This is a genomic window from Streptomyces sp. Isolate_45 (genome assembly GCF_024721315.2).
In the GTDB taxonomy this organism is placed as follows: Bacteria; Actinomycetota; Actinomycetes; order Streptomycetales; family Streptomycetaceae; genus Streptomyces.
The window spans coordinates 1-16,751 of record NZ_JANFAK020000109.1; the positions used below are offsets into that span (position 1 = coordinate 1).

At 73.8% G+C, this 16,751-nt stretch carries 15 protein-coding genes and 1 tRNA gene; 3 read left to right on the forward strand and 13 right to left on the reverse strand.

The genetic code is table 11. The annotated features are described in order from the left end of the window. Positions 1-30 precede the first annotated feature (30 nt). The 4 genes from NOD94_RS28530 to NOD94_RS28545 form a co-directional block, all read right to left on the reverse strand. On the reverse strand, positions 31-342 hold the full coding sequence (locus tag NOD94_RS28530; RefSeq protein WP_281209008.1) for a zf-HC2 domain-containing protein: 312 nt from the start codon (positions 340-342) through the stop codon (positions 31-33). Continuing rightward, on the reverse strand, positions 342-911 hold the full coding sequence (sigK, locus tag NOD94_RS28535; protein WP_281209009.1) for an ECF RNA polymerase sigma factor SigK: 570 nt from the start codon (positions 909-911) through the stop codon (positions 342-344). The genes NOD94_RS28530 and sigK overlap by 1 nt, the downstream gene beginning before the upstream one ends. Further along, entirely contained in the window at positions 904-1,143 is a 240-nt protein-coding gene (locus tag NOD94_RS28540) for a hypothetical protein (protein ID WP_281209010.1), read from the reverse strand. The genes sigK and NOD94_RS28540 overlap by 8 nt, the downstream gene beginning before the upstream one ends. A gap of 323 nt (positions 1,144-1,466) precedes the next feature. Then, on the reverse strand, positions 1,467-3,173 hold the full coding sequence (locus NOD94_RS28545) for a ricin-type beta-trefoil lectin domain protein (protein WP_281209011.1): 1,707 nt from the start codon (positions 3,171-3,173) through the stop codon (positions 1,467-1,469). 181 nt (positions 3,174-3,354) lie between these two features. Between NOD94_RS28545 and NOD94_RS28550 the strand changes: the two genes are divergently transcribed. After that, the gene (locus tag NOD94_RS28550) at positions 3,355-4,005 is read left to right on the forward strand and encodes a TetR/AcrR family transcriptional regulator (protein WP_281209012.1); all 651 of its coding nucleotides are present in this window, start codon (positions 3,355-3,357) and stop codon (positions 4,003-4,005) included. A 70-nt stretch (positions 4,006-4,075) separates the two neighbouring features. Then, entirely contained in the window at positions 4,076-5,020 is a 945-nt protein-coding gene (locus NOD94_RS28555; protein ID WP_281209013.1) for a serine/threonine dehydratase, read from the forward strand. 18 nt (positions 5,021-5,038) lie between these two features. Here the strand turns inward: NOD94_RS28555 and NOD94_RS28560 are convergent, their stop codons facing one another. Further along, on the reverse strand, positions 5,039-5,482 hold the full coding sequence (locus NOD94_RS28560) for a universal stress protein (RefSeq protein WP_281209014.1): 444 nt from the start codon (positions 5,480-5,482) through the stop codon (positions 5,039-5,041). A 202-nt stretch (positions 5,483-5,684) separates the two neighbouring features. Here NOD94_RS28560 and NOD94_RS28565 point away from each other — a divergent pair, with 202 nt between their 5' ends. Further along, entirely contained in the window at positions 5,685-6,044 is a 360-nt protein-coding gene (locus NOD94_RS28565; protein WP_281209015.1) for a hypothetical protein, read from the forward strand. A 48-nt stretch (positions 6,045-6,092) separates the two neighbouring features. Here the strand turns inward: NOD94_RS28565 and NOD94_RS28570 are convergent, their stop codons facing one another. The 8 genes from NOD94_RS28570 to NOD94_RS28605 all read right to left on the reverse strand — a co-directional run bounded on the left by NOD94_RS28570 (position 6,093) and on the right by NOD94_RS28605 (position 16,669). Beyond that, on the reverse strand, positions 6,093-6,329 hold the full coding sequence (locus tag NOD94_RS28570; RefSeq protein ID WP_281209016.1) for a hypothetical protein: 237 nt from the start codon (positions 6,327-6,329) through the stop codon (positions 6,093-6,095). Next, positions 6,326-8,275, reverse strand: coding sequence for a peroxidase family protein (locus NOD94_RS28575; protein WP_281209017.1), 1,950 nt, complete (start codon positions 8,273-8,275; stop codon positions 6,326-6,328). The genes NOD94_RS28570 and NOD94_RS28575 overlap by 4 nt, the downstream gene beginning before the upstream one ends. 9 nt (positions 8,276-8,284) lie before the next feature. Next, positions 8,285-9,634 (reverse strand): hypothetical protein, encoded by a 1,350-nt coding sequence (locus NOD94_RS28580; RefSeq protein ID WP_281209018.1) that lies wholly within the window; start codon positions 9,632-9,634, stop codon positions 8,285-8,287. An 84-nt stretch (positions 9,635-9,718) separates the two neighbouring features. Further along, the gene (locus NOD94_RS28585; RefSeq protein WP_281209019.1) at positions 9,719-11,086 is read right to left on the reverse strand and encodes a cytochrome P450; all 1,368 of its coding nucleotides are present in this window, start codon (positions 11,084-11,086) and stop codon (positions 9,719-9,721) included. Then, on the reverse strand, positions 11,083-12,492 hold the full coding sequence (locus NOD94_RS28590) for an FAD-linked oxidase C-terminal domain-containing protein (RefSeq protein WP_281209020.1): 1,410 nt from the start codon (positions 12,490-12,492) through the stop codon (positions 11,083-11,085). Before NOD94_RS28590 ends, NOD94_RS28585 begins: the two co-directional genes overlap by 4 nt. A gap of 40 nt (positions 12,493-12,532) precedes the next feature. Then, positions 12,533-14,143, reverse strand: a complete 1,611-nt coding sequence (gene mdlC, locus NOD94_RS28595; RefSeq protein ID WP_281209021.1) for a benzoylformate decarboxylase — start codon at positions 14,141-14,143, stop codon at positions 12,533-12,535. 130 nt (positions 14,144-14,273) lie between these two features. Further along, positions 14,274-16,595: a hypothetical protein gene (locus tag NOD94_RS28600; RefSeq protein ID WP_281209023.1), complete on the reverse strand. Its 2,322-nt coding sequence runs from the start codon at positions 16,593-16,595 to the stop codon at positions 14,274-14,276. Next, positions 16,595-16,669: transfer RNA gene (locus NOD94_RS28605), tRNA-Ala, on the reverse strand. The genes NOD94_RS28600 and NOD94_RS28605 overlap by 1 nt, the downstream gene beginning before the upstream one ends. Positions 16,670-16,751 lie beyond the last annotated feature (82 nt).

Here is a 16,751-nt window from a genome sequence, read left to right on the forward strand (position 1 = left end):
GTAAAAATTTCACCATACACTACGCTGTGCCTATCTCCCGCCCCGGGCCGCGTGCCGGGCCGGTGAACCCGGGGCCCGGTCCGGGTCCGGGGCCGGGCCCCGGTCCTTGCCGGGCGCGGCCGGTGCCTCCCGGATCCGGCGCAGCACCTCGTCCCGCATCCCCGGCGGCGGCTCCACCGACACGGCCGCGCCGAGCAGCGCCGCGGTCGCCGCGAACTCCCGTACCTCCCGGGCGCAGTCCGGGCAGGTCGCCAGGTGCTCCTCGAACGCGGCGCGCTCCGCCGGTGACAGCGCGTCCAGGACGTAGGCACCCGTCGCCTCGTGCATGTTCTCCGTGCTCATCAGCCGCTCACCCCGAGACAGTCACGCAGCCGCAGCAGGCCGTCCCGCAGCCGGGTCTTGACGGTACCCAACGGCACGGACAGCGCCTCGGACACCTCTCGGCAGGTCAGGCCCCGGTAGTAGGCCAGGGTCACCGACTGGCGCTGGATCCCGGTCAGCGAGCCCAGGCAGCGGCGCACCCGGGCGGCCTCGTCACGCTCCAGCGCGGCCTCGCTGACCTCGTCGAACTCGGGCAGCGCCGACTCCAGCCGGGCGGCCCGCCGTTCCCGGTCGGTCGATGCCTGGGCCGACCGGACCCGGTCCACCGCCCGGCGGTGGGCCATCGTCAGCACCCAGGTCCGCACGCTGCCCCGGTCGCTCCGGTAGCGCCCGGCGGTACGCCACACCTCGACGAACACCTCCTGGGTCACCTCCTCGGCCTGGGAGCGGTCGCGCAGGACCGCGAGCGTCACGCCCAGCACGCGCCCGCACACCGCCCCGTACACCTCGCCGAAGGCCGCCTCGTCGCCCTCGGCGACCCGGCCGAGCAGGACGGCGAGGCCTTCGTCGGCCCGTGTCGCGTCATTCACGGACCGATCCTCCGGGATCCGCACCCATTCCCTCGCATCCGCAGGTCTCTACGGCGATTCGGAACCGCGGGTCCGCCGGATTGGTTCCGTCCGCGGATCCGTCGGCCCGGCCCGCGGGCCGCCGCTTGCGCAATTCCACCACGCCGTCGGCGAGCCGGCCCCACAGATCGCCGGCCCCGGGGTGCTCGGGGCCGGTCTCGGACACGTCGGACACGTCGGACACCTCGGTCACGTCGGGTGCACTCCTGTCGGCCGGTCGGCCTCGCGGCCCTTGACGTCGGAAAGGGGCGGGCACCGGATCGCTCCGGTGCCCGCCCCTGACCATGGCCGGGCCAGTGAACCCAGTGCCCCCGCCGCACGGTGGCCGTTCGCTCACGGCTCCCCCTCACGGGGAGCGGGATTCCCCCGGGAGGGTGATCACGACACGCGATGCGGGCCGGCGGGCGGCGGGTCGTGCAATGCGACGGGCCCGGCCGGTCGGGCCCGAACCCGACCCGACGCGACCCGACCCGACGCGACCCGACACGACCTGATCGTCCCGCCGGCCCCGGACCGTCAGACGGGCAACGCCCAGGCCTGGTCGGGCCGGTGGTCGCCGCAGTCGGCGAGCCGCAGCCGCTCGGCCGGTGCGTCGGGGGTCGCGGCGGCCGCCGGCGCCGTCAGGCACAGCCCGCTCGCGCCGTGGACCAGGGCTCCGTCGCGCCGGTGGCTCCAACGCTGCTCCGACCGCGGGCCGTTCGCACAACCGGCCAGCTCGATGGGACCGTCCCCACCTGCCGTCAGGCATTCGCCGGCCAGCAGCAGTCGCCCGTGCTCCCCGAGCGTCCAGCGCTGGTCGGCGCCGGCGGTACAGCCGGCCAGGACGACCGCGCCGACACCGGTCGTGTTGGCTCCGTCGGCGCACTTGGACCCGTTGCCGACGATCTGGCCGGTCGGTACGGCGTCGGCGCAGCCGTGCGGGGTCAGCCGCCACACGACCGTGTCGTGCGCGTCGAGCCGACCGGTCAGCGAGGTCGACACCTCGGTGCTCTCCCCGTCCCACAGGTTCTTCGCGTCCACCGTGCAGGAGTGCAGACCGATGTCGGCCAGCGGTACGGAGACGTCCCGGGCGGTGGCGGACCGGTTGAGCACCGCCACGGCACGGTCGCCGTCGGCCAGCGGCCGGGCCAGCACCTCGAAGGTGGCGTTGGAGGAGACCACCGCGCCCTGCCGGCCGAGACGGTCCTGGTCCAGGGCGATCAGATCCGTGTTGCCGAGCGCGGCCAGCCCCTCCGGGGTGAGCTCCGACACCTCGGAGGACAGGATGAACGGAGCGGCCATCATGGCCCACAGCCCGACCTGGCTGCGGCTCTCCGCCGGGGTCAGCCCGGGGGCGCCCGCGATCAGGAAGTCGGGGTCGTTCCAGTTGCCGGGGCCCGCGTACCGGCCGAGCCAGCGGTTGTAGCCGTAGTTGCCGAGGACCGAACTCCACCGCGAGGTGGCGGGAGCGGCGGGGTTGTAGACCTTGATGTCCCGGCCCTCGCGCCACAACTGGCCCGTCTCGCCGACCCAATCGAGGACCTTGTGCCAGTCGGAGCCGCCCCATTCGCCCTGCTGGAAGTAGGCGGGCGCGGAGGCCGAGAGCACCATGGGCCGGCCGCTGTCGCGCAGGGCCTTGGCGATGGCGTTGTACGCGTCCCGATAGGCCTCCTCCTTGGTCTTGCCGGGCGGCACCCACAGGTTGCAGCCGTCCATCTTCACGTAGTCCACGTTCCAGGACGCGAACAGCCGTGCGTCACGGGCGTAGTTGTCCGCGCCGCCGCCGTTCGGCGCCCCGCTTCCCGGGTACTTCTCGCACGTCAGGTAGCCGGCGTCCTCGTAGATCCCGAACTTCAGCCCCTTGCCGTGCAGGTACTCGCCCAGCCAGGTCATGCCGTGCGGGAACTTCTCGCTGTCGACGACCAGATCGCCTTCGGCGTCACGGCTCTTGAGCATCCAGCAGTCGTCGATGGTGACGGTGTCGTAGCCCTTGGCGGCGAGCCCGGTGGACACGAGCGCGTCGGCGTTGGCGACGACCGTGGCCTCGTCGATGTCGCACATGTGGTGCGCCCAGTTGTTCCATCCCATGGGCGGGGTGAGCGCCAGCGGGGTGTCCGAGGTCGCGGTGGGATCGGCCGGGGAGGAGCCGGCCGCCGAGGCGGAGGCCGGGACGGGGCACAGGCACAGGGCGAGCAGGGCGGCCGCGGTCAGACAGGGGAGCGACGCACGCAGGCGAGGCGGCACGGGGTCTCCTTGACGTGGGGGGCGTACCGACGGGCAGTCGTGGGCTCAGTGCAGCGATGTGACTACCCGCTGTCAACACAAGTCGTGGGATATGGCTCGATGACCAGCAATATGGCCGTAGTGGGCATCACACGGAAGTGTTGATACGTCGTATGTGCCGATGGCTGATACGGTGTATCTCATGCCGAGAAGATCAACCTCCCTCGACCGGGCGACCCCGGAGGCGATCGCCGAGGCCGCCCTGCGGATCCTCGACGACGAAGGCCCCGGACAGCTGAGCTTCCGCGCCCTCGCCGGTCGGCTCGACGTCTCCCACGCCACCGTCCAGCGCCGCTGCGTCGACCTCGCCGGACTGCTGGACCTCTGCACCGAGCACCTCGCCGCCCAACTCCCCGACGTACCCGCGGGCACCGGTTGGGCCGAGGCGGCCGAGTTGCGCTTCGGCGCCCTGTACCGGCTGCTCACCGCCCACCCGGGGCTGCTCGTGCTGCGCGGCGGTCGCCCCTGGCTCGGCCGCCAGCTGCTCGCCCGGCTCGTCGAGCCCGCGCTCGCCGACAGCGTCGCCGCCGGGATGAGCCCGGCCGAGGCGATGACGGTGTACCGCCGCATGTACCTCCTCACCCTGGGCAGCGCGGCGTTCGTGGACCACCGCGATCCGGCGGCCGCCACCGCGGCCTCCCGGACCGCGCTGGCCGCGCTGGATCCGGCCGAGTTCCCGGTGCTGGCGGGGGCGACGGCCGACGTACTGCCCCCGCTGACCGACCACGAGGTGTACTACGGCGCCCTGCGCCAGCTCATCGCGGCGGCCGCACCCGCGGAGCCGGCCCGCTGAGGCGCCGACCCGAGCCCCCTCGCCCCGCAACCCCGCGCCCCAAGTCCCGTCACCAGAAAGGCAGTCAGCCATGGAACAGCAGCTCGACCTCGCCGCCGTCCGCGCCGCCGCCGACCGGCTGGCCGGCGCCGTCCGGCCCGCGGCCGTCGTGCCCGCCGCCGAAGGCGTCTGGTACGCGCTGGAGTACCTCCAGCACACCGGCTCCTTCAAGGCCCGCGGCGCCCACAACTTCCTCGCCGCGCACCGCGCCGCCGGCTCCCTGCCCGCGGCCGGCGTGACGATAGCCTCCGGCGGGAACGCCGGCATCGCCTGCGCCTGGGCGGCCCGCGCCCACGGCGTGCCCGCGACCGTGTTCCTTCCGGTCAACGCCCGTCCCGTCAAGGTGGAACGGCTGCGCGGCTACGGCGCCGACGTGCGCCTCGTCGGTGACCGGTACTCCGAAGCGCTCGCCGCGAGCCAGGAGTTCGCGGCCGCCCACGGAGCGCTGGCCAGTCACGCCTACGACCATCCGCTGATCGCCGCGGGCGCCGGCACGCTGCTGGACGAGATCCGCGACGCCCTGCCCGGCCTGGACGCGGTCGTCGTCGCGGTCGGCGGCGGCGGACTCTTCGCGGGCATCGCCACGGCCGCGCGCGAGCACGGCGTCCACGTCACCGCCGCCGAACCCGAACACTGCCGGGCCCTCAACGCCGCCCTGGACGCGGGCCGCCCGGTCGACGTCCCGGTCGTCTCCGTCGCCTCCGACTCCCTCGGTGCCACCAGGGTTTCGGCCGACGCGCTGGCCGCCGCCCAACGGACCGGCGTCGACTCGGTGCTCGTCACCGACGCGCAGATCACCGCGGCCCGCCGGGAACTGTGGGAGGAACACCGGATCGTGGTCGAGGCGGGCGCCGCCACCGCCCTGGCCGCGCTGCGCGCCGCACCCCGGCCGCCGGGGAAGCGGGTCGCCGTCGTCCTGTGCGGGGCCAACACCGACCCCTCGGACCTGACGGCTCCCGTACCCGGGGAGGCGTAGCCGGGAGCCGGCCGCCCGTCAGGCGCCGTGACGGACCACGACGACGCTGCCGGCCGCGTACTGGACCACCTGCTGGCTCACCGACCCCAGCAGCGCGCCCTTGATCCCGCCGTAGCCGCGCGTGCCGACCACCGTCAGCTCCGCCTCACGCGACGCCTCCACCAGCACCTGGCCCGGCGAGCCCCGCTCGACACGGCGGAACACCGGCACGCCGGGCGAGGTGCCGACCGCCTCGGCGACGGTGTCCGACAGCTTCTGCCGCGCCGCGTCCTCGACGTGCACCAGCTCAGCCTGTTCGGCCGTGCCCACGGCGAACGGATTGGTGTTCCAGTCCCAGCTCATGACGGCGTGTACGCGGCCGCCGATGGCCTTGGCCTGGGCGACGCCCCAGCGCAGCGCTTCCTTCGAATGGTTCGAACCGTCCACTCCGACGACGATCAGGGGCTCGACGGGCTCACTCACAGGTGGTTCCTCTCGTTTCGTCCGGATCGTCCTTCTCCTCTTGTATACACGGCCCCGGGGGTCCGACCGCGAACGGCGCCTTGAAACGACGATCGTTGCGACGGCCCGAGACTTTCGGGGACAGCCCGCCCACGCCGCCCGCTGCGAAGGTCGGTACGTCACGGTGAAGGGCACCGGACACGGCGGACTCGGAGGAACGGGCGTGGCTCAGCGCAAGGGTTGTCTGATCGGTTGCGGCGTGGCGCTGGTGGTGGGCGTCGGACTGGCCGTGGCGCTCGTCCTCGGCGGGGGGAAGCTCCTCGACATCGCCGACAAGACCCTGCTCGACCCGAAGGTCTACGAGGCCGTGCGGATCGGCGACAACGAGACGGAGGTCCGCGCGAAACTCCCGTCGGGCGACAGCTTCGTCAAGGAGGCCCTGAAGGACGGCGGCCCCGCCGAGCCCACCGGCAGCACCTGCGCCTGGTACCTCTCCAGCACCGACAACAGCAGTTCCGACGTACTGCGCCTGTGCTTCAAGGACGGGAAGCTCGCCGACAAGGCGGCCTACCGCATGAAGTAGACCACCGCCTTCCGGCGGTGGTCCGTCCCGGCCTTCGCGGCGCCCGGGTCAGGCGCCCTCGTCGAAGCGGGCCGCCGAACGGGTCAGACCCTCGGCGGCCGTGGTGCACCGCAGGGCGAGCTCCTCGACACGGGCGCGGAACGCGTCCGCCTGGGGGCCCTTCCAGTCGAGCCCGTCACAGGCCCCGCGCAGCCGCTCCGCGCGCTCGCGCAGCGCCTCGGCGTGGCCGCGCAGGCCGTCCGCCGGGCCGGTGGGACGCCGCCGGGCGGCGGGCACGGTGCTCATGAGCGCTCCTTCCACGGGGCGAAGGCGTTGGACACGCCGTCGAGGGCCGGGGCCAGTTCCGGGTGGTGCCGCAGCAGCACCGTGACCATCGAGTTGCGGTCGACCCAGCGCAGCCCCTCGGCGGTGTACACCTCCGGCCGGTAGTCGGTGGTGAAGAACCGGTCGCTCTTCAGACGCCGGCTGGCCATCAGGATGAAGATGCGGAACAGGGTGTCGCTGAATCCGAAGCCCGCCGGGCGCGGTTCGGCGAGGTTCCCGACCAGCGTGTCGACCCGGTCCAGCCGGCCGTCGTAGAGCTCCCGCAGCAGCGGGGTGTCGCCCGGGTGCCCGCCCGTGAGCTCCTCGAAGGAGGTCACCGGCCGCTTGCGCAGCATCTGCCGGTAGGCGTTGTAGCGCGGGATGCCGCGCTCGCGGTCGCGCAGGATGTCCACGGTCCCGAGGTCGATCCGCTCGCCCGACAGGCGCGTGAGGTTGCGCAGCGCGTCGGGGTGGTTGTGCAGGACCAGGGCGCCGGGGTGCGACACGCCGAAGGTGTACATCAGGTCGCTCGTGCCGTACTCGTCGAGTGAGGTACGGGTCGTCGCGCCCTGCATGTCGTCGAAGCCGACGGCCTTGCGGACGCCGCCGCGCCGGTGGTCCCGGACGGTGATCTCGTCGGGGATCAGCGGGTGCAACCGGTACGCCGAGACGAACTCCTCCGTCATGGAGAACGGCGCCGCGTGGTGTTCGGTCCGGGAACCGAGGATCCCGCCGAGGGCCTCGCCGCCGATCCGACCGAACCGGCGCGTCACCCAACGCGGCAGCAGACCGTGCCAGTTGGCGTTCATCGAATGCTGGAGCAGCGGGGTGTCCAGGATGCCCGGCGTCCACTCCACCGTGTGGATCTTCGCCATCAGGGCGGTGTTCACCAACCGCGCCGTGTGGAAGAGCCGCTCGTCGTCCCAGGTGGGATGGTGCGAACGGACCAGGTCGCAGATCGCGTTGTGTTCCTTGGCGAACAGGGTGTGCAGCAGCGACAGTCCGGCCCAGTAGTCGCTGTTCATGCCGGTCGCGTCCAGACACTCCATCCCCGGCCGCGGGTCGGCGGGCAGTCGGCCGTCCGTCAGGATGAGCTTGCCGTGCTCGCCCGTGCGCAGGGACCGGCAGCGCGCCTCGTCCGATCCGTAGATCTGCGAGCCGTCCCACCAGTGCGTGACGGTGTTCTCGTAGGTCGGAGGCGCGTCCGGGGAGGTGTGCGCCACCGGATCGGGGCGGGTCCGGTTCACCCGCATCGGACAGCCGCCGCCCTGCTCGGCCCAGTCGTCGTCGGCGGCCAACGGGACGGTGAAGGGCTCCGCCTCCTCGTTGTCCCCGTGGTTGGCCCAGCCGTGGTTCTGGAACTGGATCCAGGCCGCCGCCAGCAGGTTGAGGGTCGGCGCCGGTACGAATCCGCGCCGGGCCAGCAACTCCCTGCTGATCTCGCGCGGACTGGGTGCCATCAGGGACTCGTCGTCCTCGGGGAACGCCATGTGCAGCGGGGCGTTGCGGTCCAGCCGGGTGCCCACCCGGCCCATGTCCACGTCGTACGGGTCGTATCCCGACCCGTCGTACGAACGGTACGGGGCCGGCCGGACCGTCGGCCGGCGGTCGCGCTCGCCGCCCGCGCCGAACGTGTCGTGGAGGTTGTGCCGGCGCAGGTCCTCACGGAGCACCGCCAGGTTCAACAGTCCGAGGGGTGCGGGGAGTTCATGCCACTCGCGGGAGCGGTTGAGCCGGGCGAAGGCCGCCGACTCCAGTCGCTCCAACAGCCCCGGAGGACCGTACGCGGCGGCCGGGACGGGTGGGGAGGCGCGGCGCGCCTGACCGGGCAGCAGCCGCTCGCCCGCGGTCGCGTCGGCTTCGGAGGCGGCTTCCGGCGTAGCCTCGGAGGGGGCCGGTGGGGGAGTCGCCGGGGCGATGTCGGTCATACGGGGTCCTCAGCGGTCGTGGAGGGTGAACAGGTGCGTACCGGTGACCCGGCCGCGGAAGGCTGCGAGTTCGGAATCGACGTGCGTCCGCGCGTGCGGCACGTCGTGTTCGAGGTTGTGCGCGTACCGCTCGGCGGCGTGGCACAGGGGGAAGGCATGGGTGTCGTCGGTCCACGCGAACTCGGTGAACCGCTCCGGCAGCGCGTACGGGGACACCGTCGAACGGCCTTCCAGCGTCGGCACGATGTCGTGCTCGTTGACGAGGGAGACCACCTTCGTCCGAGGATCCGCGGCGCGTTTGTGATCGATGGGAGAGCCGATCGCCACGACGTGCGTCACCGTGTACAGGGCGTTGAAGTCCGGGCTCGCCGCCAGGTTCATGGCGGTGATCCCGCCCTGGCTGTGCCCGACCAGCGCCACCTCCGCCCCGGACGGGACGAGGCGGCGCAGCGCCCGGCCGACCGCCCGGGTGTACGCGGTGTCCGTGGTGCCCACCGCGTTGAGCGCGCCCACCAGGTCCTGCGGGCCCTCCTCGTTGAACCCCTTGCCCATGCCGGCCAGTTGGATGACGAAGCGGCGCGTCCCGTCCGGACCGTCGACCTCCTGGACCAGCATCAGGCCGCGGGTGCCGATCAGCCCGATGTTGCGGACGTACCCGACGATGGACCCGGAGGCGTCGAGGCCGCCCAGGAGTTCCGCCGGTGCCTCGTGGGGCTCGGCGCGGCCGCGGCCCCGGTCGAGGAAGGCCCAGAAGCTGCCGCTGAACCCCGTCAGGAAGTCGGAGGTCAGAGCCCGGTTGGTGGCGATCTGCCAGCCCGCGTTGTCGTTGAAGGGGTTCTCGTCCGTCAACGCGTTCCAGGCCATGATGTCGGCGAACGACGGCGCGAGCAGGGCCAGGGCGTACTCGGCGCCCTTCTCCGTCAGCAGTCCCTTGAAGATCCGGACGGCCTCCGCCTGCCGGTCCTCGTCGATGGCCCGCAGCACCCGGGACGTGGTCGGGTTCTCCAGGAGCTCGGGATGGCGCACCGAGGCGGCCCGGATCCGCGCCTTCAGTCCCTCCACGGCCAGGCTCACCGCCAGGCTCTCCCGGCTCGTCAGGATCCCGGCCAGCCATACGGCGCCCGCCAGCGGCCCGCGCCCGTGCGCCGCCCAGCCGAACCCCCGCGGATCCATCAGCGTGGCGAGCAGGGCCCGCCGGGCACCCCGCGCCCGACGGGGCCCCGGGGTGGCGGCCGGCAACCGGGAGCCCAGCGCGACCCGTGACGCGTAACGGGTCGCCTCGCGCACGGTGTCGGCGGCCTCCGCCAGCTCACGGCAGACGTGGTGCAGGGAGGCGACGTCCGGTTCGGTGACGGACACGAGGGGCCTTTCTTCTCGGGGCGGCGCGGGGGAGCCCCGCGCGGGCTGTGAGCGGTTGGGCGGGACCGGGGGCTCGGGGTCCGGCTAGCGGTTCTCGGGCCGTAGGCGCAGCCGGATGCCGGCCGTGTCCAGGACGCCGGGCAGCGGGCGGCCCACGTCGAGGAACGGGCGGGCGGCGGTGATGCGGTGGCCGCGCAGCACCTCGGCGCAGACCATCGAGGTCAGCAGCAGCGCGATGTGTTCACCGGGGCATCGGGCGCCGCCGTGGCTGAAGGGGGCGATCCGGGTGTCGTCGCGCACCCCCGGGACCAGCCATCGGCCCGGGGCGAAGAGGTGCCCGCCGTCGACCTGTTCGGGGTCGCGCTGGTGGAATCCCATCGGGACCAGGACGTCCGTCCCGGCCGGGTAGCGGACCCCGCGCCACTCGGTTTCGGCACGGGTGACCCGTACCAGGTCGGGGACGATCGGGTAGAGCCGTGCCGACTCCTCCAGGCAGGCCCGCAGCCGGGGCAGTCCCGGGACGGGGTCGGCGGCCTCCGCGCGGGCCGCTTCCTGCTCGGCGGGATGGTGGGCCAACAGCAGCAGGGTCCGGGCCACGACCGGGGCGGCCAGGTCGATGCCCAGCAACCAGTGGTGGGTCTGGCCCAGCGGATCCGTGCCCTCGGGGGAGGGCTCGACGAGCGCGCGGGCCACCAGGGCGTGCGCGGGGGCGTCGGCCGCGTACCCGGCGATCCGGGACTCGGCCTTCGCGTACAGGGCCCTGGTGGCCTCCGGCTTGCTCCGGCCCATCCAGTTGGCCTGGCCGCGCAGGGTCACGAGCCAGTCCGACAGTTCCTGGTCGTCGGCCGCCCGGTCGCCGAGGACCACGCGCCGGGAGATGCGCGTCATCGCCTTCCACAGCAGCGGGAAGTCGACGACGGGCCGCGCGGTGAGCCGCCGGCACTCCTCCTCGACGACCGTTCGGAACTCCGCACAGGACGGGTGCACGGGCCGGTCGGAGGCCAGGGCCCGGTCGTTGACCCGCCGCCGGTCCTCGCGGACGGCGCCGTGGGAGCAGATCACCCCGGTGGGCTCGAACACCGACAGGCTGCGGTACTTGTCCGGGGCGTCCATCGCGAGGACCTCCACGGGCTCCGCGAAGAACCGGCGGATGTCCTCCTGGTCGAACAGCACGAGCATGTCGCCGGACAGCGCCCGGACCTGTACGGGCGCTCCGCCGTGGCGGGCCTTCAGCGCGCGCAGGGTCGCGTTCGACCAGCCGGGCTGGTTGATCCGCGCGTACGCCGCCATGACCCCGAAGCGGGGGTTCGCGACGCCCCGGACGAAGACGGGCAGCGTGTGGGTGGCCACGAAGCGCAGGGCCTCCGCGAGGCCGGCCCGGACCGGCGGCGGGCCGTACACCTGGCCCACCTGCCCGCCCAGGGCCTCGGGTGTCCCGGTGGACCGCGTCATGCCGTCACGACCTTCCCGGGGTTGAGGAGGTTCTTCGGGTCGAAGAGGCGCTTGAGTCCGCGCTGGAGCTCCAGGGACACGGGGCCCAGCTCGCGCTCCAGCCACTCGCGCTTGAGGGTCCCGATGCCGTGCTCCCCGGTGGTGGTGCCGCCCAGTTCGAGGCCGGCCGCCATGATGTCGTCGTAGGCGGTACGGGCGCGCTCCACCTCGTCAGGGTCGGCGGGGTCGAAGACGACGGTGGGGTGCAGGTTGCCGTCCCCGGCGTGGCCCAGCGTGAAGATCTTCAGCCGGTGCCGGGCGGCGATCCCCTCGATCATGCCGACCAGGGTGGGCAGGGCGGAGCGGGGTACGGCCACGTCCTCGATGAAGGCGGTCAGCCCTCCGCCGTGGGAGGCCATGTACGCGGCGAGGGCCGTACTGACCAGACGGCGCGCCTCGATGATCTCGCGGGCCTCCTCGGGGGTCGCCGAGGTCGCGATGTGGTCGGAGCCGGCCTCCTTGCAGAGCAGTTCCATGGCCGTGAGGTCCGCCGACGGGTTCGCGGTGTCGCTCTCGACGATCAGGGTGGCTGCGCTGCCCGAGCGCAGCAGGGGGTGCCGGCCGAGGTCGACGACGGCCTCGGTGGTGGCCCGGTCGAGGAGTTCGAGCGCGGACGGGGTGTGGCCGGCCGCGATGATCGCCGCCACGGCGTCCCCGGCGGCCGTCAGCGTGGGGAACTGGGCGAGGAGCGACAGCGCCGGCGGCCGTGCGGGCCGCAGGGCCAGCGTCGCTCCGACGACGACGGCGAGGGTGCCCTCGGAGCCGACGACGAGCCGGGTCAGGTCGTAGCCGGCGACGCCCTTGGCGGTGTCGCGGCCGGTGCGCACGCGACGGCCGTCGGGCAGGACGAGGTCGAGGTCGAGGACGTAGTCCGCGGTGACCCCGTACTTCACGCAGCAGATGCCGCCGGCGCCGGTGGCGATGTTCCCGCCGATGGTGCAGTGCTCCCACGAGGCCGGGTCCGGCGGGTACGTCAGCCCGTGCTCGGCGACCGCCTCGGCCAGCCGGCGCGTGGTGACCCCGGGCTCGCAGCGGACCAGCCGGTTGGCCGGGTCGACGGACAGGATCCGGTCCATCGCGGTGGTGGACAGCACGACGCAGCCGTCGACGGCGTTGGCGGCGCCCGCCAGTCCGGTCCGGGCGCCCTGCGGCACGACGGGGACGTCCAACGCGTACGCGGTCCGCATGACGTGCTCGACCTGCTCGGCGGTCCGGGGTACGGCGACCACCGCCGGGGTGCCGCACTCGGAGAAGGGCGCCGAGTCCCTGGAGTGCGCGGCCAGGGAGACGGGGTCGGTCAGCAGTGCTTCGGCGGGCAGCGCGGTGCGGAGGGCGCGCAGGAGGGGGGTGTCGGTGGTGAGGGGCATACCGGCCTTCCGGGGCGGTGCGGGGCGAGCGCGGGAGGGGCTACAGCGAGGGGAGTTCGGTGGTGACGGGGACGTCGATGAGCACCGGGCCGTCCTGCTGGAGGGCCGACTCGCGTACCAGCTTGGTCAGTTCACCGAAGCCGGTGGCGCGGTGGGCGGGTACGCCGTAGCCGGTGGCGATGGCGGTGATGTCGAGGCCGGGGATGTCCAGGCCGGGGGCGCCCTGCGCGCGTTCCACCTGGGCGAACCACTGCAGGATGGCGTAGCGCTGGTTGCTGAGGACGACGAAGGTGACCGGCACCTTGTAGGCCGCGGCGGTCCACAGGGCCTGGACGGCGTAGTGGGTGGAACCGTCGCCGATGACGCACACCACGGGCCGGTCGGGGGCGCCGAGCTGGGCGCCGACGGCCGCGGCGAGGCCGAAGCCCAGGCCGCCGCCCGCGGTGAACAGGAAGGAGCCGGGCGTGGAGATCCGGGTCGCGTCGTGGAACTGCCCCAGGTTGGAAGGGGACTCGTTGATCCACAGGGTGTTCTCGGGGGCGCCCTTGGCGACGGCCGTCATCGCGGCGAGCGGGGTGAGGATCCCGTCGAGGGTCTCGGTGGACTCCACCGGCGCGATCCGGTCCGTCGCGGCGGGGGATTCCCGTCCGGGCAGCTCGGCCAACAACGCCCGTACGGTCAGGGTGAGATCGGCGACGATCGCGTCGCCGACGGGGGCGCGGGCCGCCTCGTCGGCGTCACGGGTCAGCTGCACCAGCTCCGTACCGTCGGGCAGGTAGGTGCCCGGGAGGTAGGGGTAGTAGCAGAACACCGGGGCGCCGATCACGAGGACCAGGTCGTGTCCCTCCAGGCAGCGGGAGAGCGGCGCGATGGCCGGGGGAAGCATTCCCCGGTACTGGGGGTGCGACTTGGGGAAGGCGACCCGGCCCTCGGTCGGAGCCGACCACACGGGCAGCCCCGTCCGCTCGGCCAGCGCGACCACCGCGTCCCAGGCCCCGGCGGCGTCCACGTCGTTGCCGACGACCAGGACGGCGCTGCGGGCGCCCCCCAGCCGTCCGGCGAGCTCGCGCACCGCCTCGTCGGAAGGAACGGCCGCGTGGGTCACGGTGCGGGCCGCGGTCCGCTGCGCCGCCGCGTCCTCGGACGCGTCGAGGACCACGTCGAAATCGTCCATCGGCAGCGACACGAACACCGGCCCCTGCGGCGGGGTCTCGGCGATCTGCACCGCCCGAGCCAGGGCCGGCGCCACGTCCGCGGGACGCGGGGGCTCGTACGCCCACTTCACCGCGGGCTGGGGCAGCAGCGTGGACTGCGGGTTGGTGAGGAGGGCCTCCATGGTGAGCATGGCCCGCACCTGCTGGCCCGCGGTGACCACCATGGGGGTGCGGTTGGCCCGCGCGTTGAGGACGGCCCCCATCGCGTTCCCGGTGCCGGGCGCGGTGTGCAGGTTGACGAGGGCGGTGGTGCCGGAGGCGAGCGCGAAGCCGTCGGCCATCCCGACGACCACGGCCTCCTGGAGCCCCAGGACGTACCGGAAGTCGTCCGGGAACTCCTTGAGCATGGGCAGTTCGGTGGAACCGGGGTTGCCGAACACCGTGGTCATCCCACGTGTCCGCAGGACGTCCAGAACCGACTCTCGGACCGTGCGCATGGAAGATCCTCCGGGTAACCGACGGGAACGGTGCGTGATCAATGCATCACACCCTGTCGATCCGGATCAAATTCCATGATCCGTTCGTGTCGGCCGTCCGGGATGGGCGGCGGACCGCCCCTCCGGCGTGTTAACGCCGCGGTACCTCCTGACGCCCCGGCACCTCGACGCGGCACATCCAATGCCCGTCGGTGCTCCAGCCCAACAGCCGCCGGGCGCCACCGCCGTCGGCGGTGCCGTCCGGACCGAACGTGCCGCCCCCGGCCACCAGCCGGAGCCCGGCCAGGGCCGGGGCCAGGCGGGCCCGGACGTGCGCCGGGCGCAGGGCGGCCTCCGCGTCGATCCGGGCCAGTGCGGCGCGCCGGTCCGCCTCCCCGCACAGCGAGAGGTGGAACAGCATCTGCCGCCAGGCGTACGCCGCGTCCTTGACGGCGGGCAGCGGACGGGGGTTGCCCTCCACGCGGGCCACCGACCGGCAGACGACGTCGAAGCAGTCGCCCGCCAAGCCCGCCCAGCCGGGCAGCGGCGCGATACCGGCCCGGGCGACCAAGGTGGCGAGGTTGTGGGTGGTGAGGATCTGCGCCTGCTCGATCACCGTTCCGTTCGCGGCGGTCCCCCAGGAGCCGCCGCTCCCCGCCCGGTCTGCGCACATCCGTGCGAAGTCCGGTGCTGTGCGAGCCCGGTTGACGCCCGCCGCCCGATCGGCCGCGCGGGCCACCGCCATGCGGCGCACCGCCGCGTAGTCGATGCCGTAGTAGCGCGCGTACAGACTCCCGTCGAGGAGTTCCGCGGCGACCCGCGCGGCCACCAGGAACTTGGGCGTGAACGACCCCGTGAAGATGTCGGCGGCCAGCTCCTCCACGAAGGGGGCGCCCAGCTCCGCCTGACCCGCGAGCTGCGCCAGCTCACGGACCAGCGGGTTGGGCAACAGCGTCGCGGGGAAGGCCCGCACGGCCAGTTCGCCGAGCCGGCGCACCGCCTCGTGGGCGGGCTCCCGGACGTCCTCACCGCTGCCGCGGTGCCCGGAGACCGCCCGGATCCAGGGGAGTTCGTCGATCCGGACCTGGTGTTCGAGGTCGAGCAGGAGCAGCGACCGACGGTTGCGGAAGGCGCGGTACGTCGCCGCCACCAGGGTCCGCAGCGCCGCGTCCGCGTACCGGTCGGCGGTCACCGCGGCGACGAGCTGCGGAACCAGCCCGGCCAGCACCTCGGCCGAGGGGACCACCCCCCGCTCCACGAGCACCTCCAGCGGCGCGCTGAGCGCGCCCGCGACGGCGGCCCCGATCGCGGGCGGGATCGCCGCCCCCGCGGGCAGGCCCGTCTCCCGCGCCTCCTGCGCCGTCACCGGAACCAGCGGGGACTCCACGTCGGTCGTGCCGCCGTCCTGATCGAGCCGGGAGATCCGGCGCAGCACCAGGGCGGCCAGCGCGTGGTGCGCCGGCAACCCCGCCTGCCGGGCCTGGACCTGCCGCAGCCGGACGTGTTCGGCGGAACCGGGCAGGCCGCGCTTGGCGACCATCGAGGTGACGGCGACCTCCAACAGCCCGCCGAGCCGGGGCGTCAGGGCGCGGCCCGCCACCTGCTCCTCCAACGCCCGTCGCAGGACGGCGGCGTTCGACTTCGGATCCAGGTGCTTCGTGCAGCGGGTGTGCTCGGCCGCGAGTGCCCCGTAGCGTGCCAGCAGGGCCGCTCCCGCCGCGTGCCAGTGCGGGCCGGGCGCGCCGTCGCGTGCCTCAAGGCGGTGGGTGAGCAGCTCGTCCTCGAACGGACGCCAGACGGCCAGCGCCTCGCGCTGGGTCTCCACGGCGGCCTTGGGCCTGCGGCGCGCGAGCGCGGCCGAGGCCTCGCCGACGGTCCACCGGTGCACCGAGTCCACCCCGGGCGCGGGACGCTCCGCGGGCCGCGGGGTGAAGCGGAGCCGGTCGGCGAAGGGCTCCAGCAGCCCGACGAGTTCGGCGGCCGCCTCGAAGTCCCCGGCCCGCACCAGCCACGCGACGGTCGCCAGCGCGGCCTCCTCCGGCAGGTGCACCTCGTAGCACCCGCTGTCCAGCAGGGCCCACAGGCCGCGCAGACCGTCCTCGGTGAGGCAGTGTGCGAACAGGGCCGCGCGGGTGGCGGGGACGCCCGCCTCACGGGCGGCCTCCCGTTCGTGCGGCAGCAGTGGCCCGCCCGCGGAGGCGGCGCCGGTGGCGAAGCCGCCGGTGACCACGTCGGGGGTGACCCAGGCCGGCAGTCCGGCCACGGGGGTGCGCGATCCGACGGAGAGGGTGCCCCGGGCCATGCCCGACAGGACGTCCTGCCACTTGCGGATCCGGGTCGCCGCCCGCTCGCGCGTGGCGGTGTCCGGGTGGGTCGCGGCGGTGCGCCGGGCCCGCGCGAGTCGGTCCGCCGCGTACGACGGGGAGACGGACGGGGACGGGACGGGGAGCTGCTGATCAGCGTTGGCGTTCATGGCCGGCGTGGCAGGTTCCGCCCCTGCGCCCCCCGGGAAGCAAGCCCGGTGCTCTGCTGCTGAGCTACACGCCGTGGTGTCTCGGTCCCGAACCTAGCCGGACGGCCGTCGGCGTTCAACGGATATCCGGTGGGCGGCGGCGGCCGTCGCGGAGGG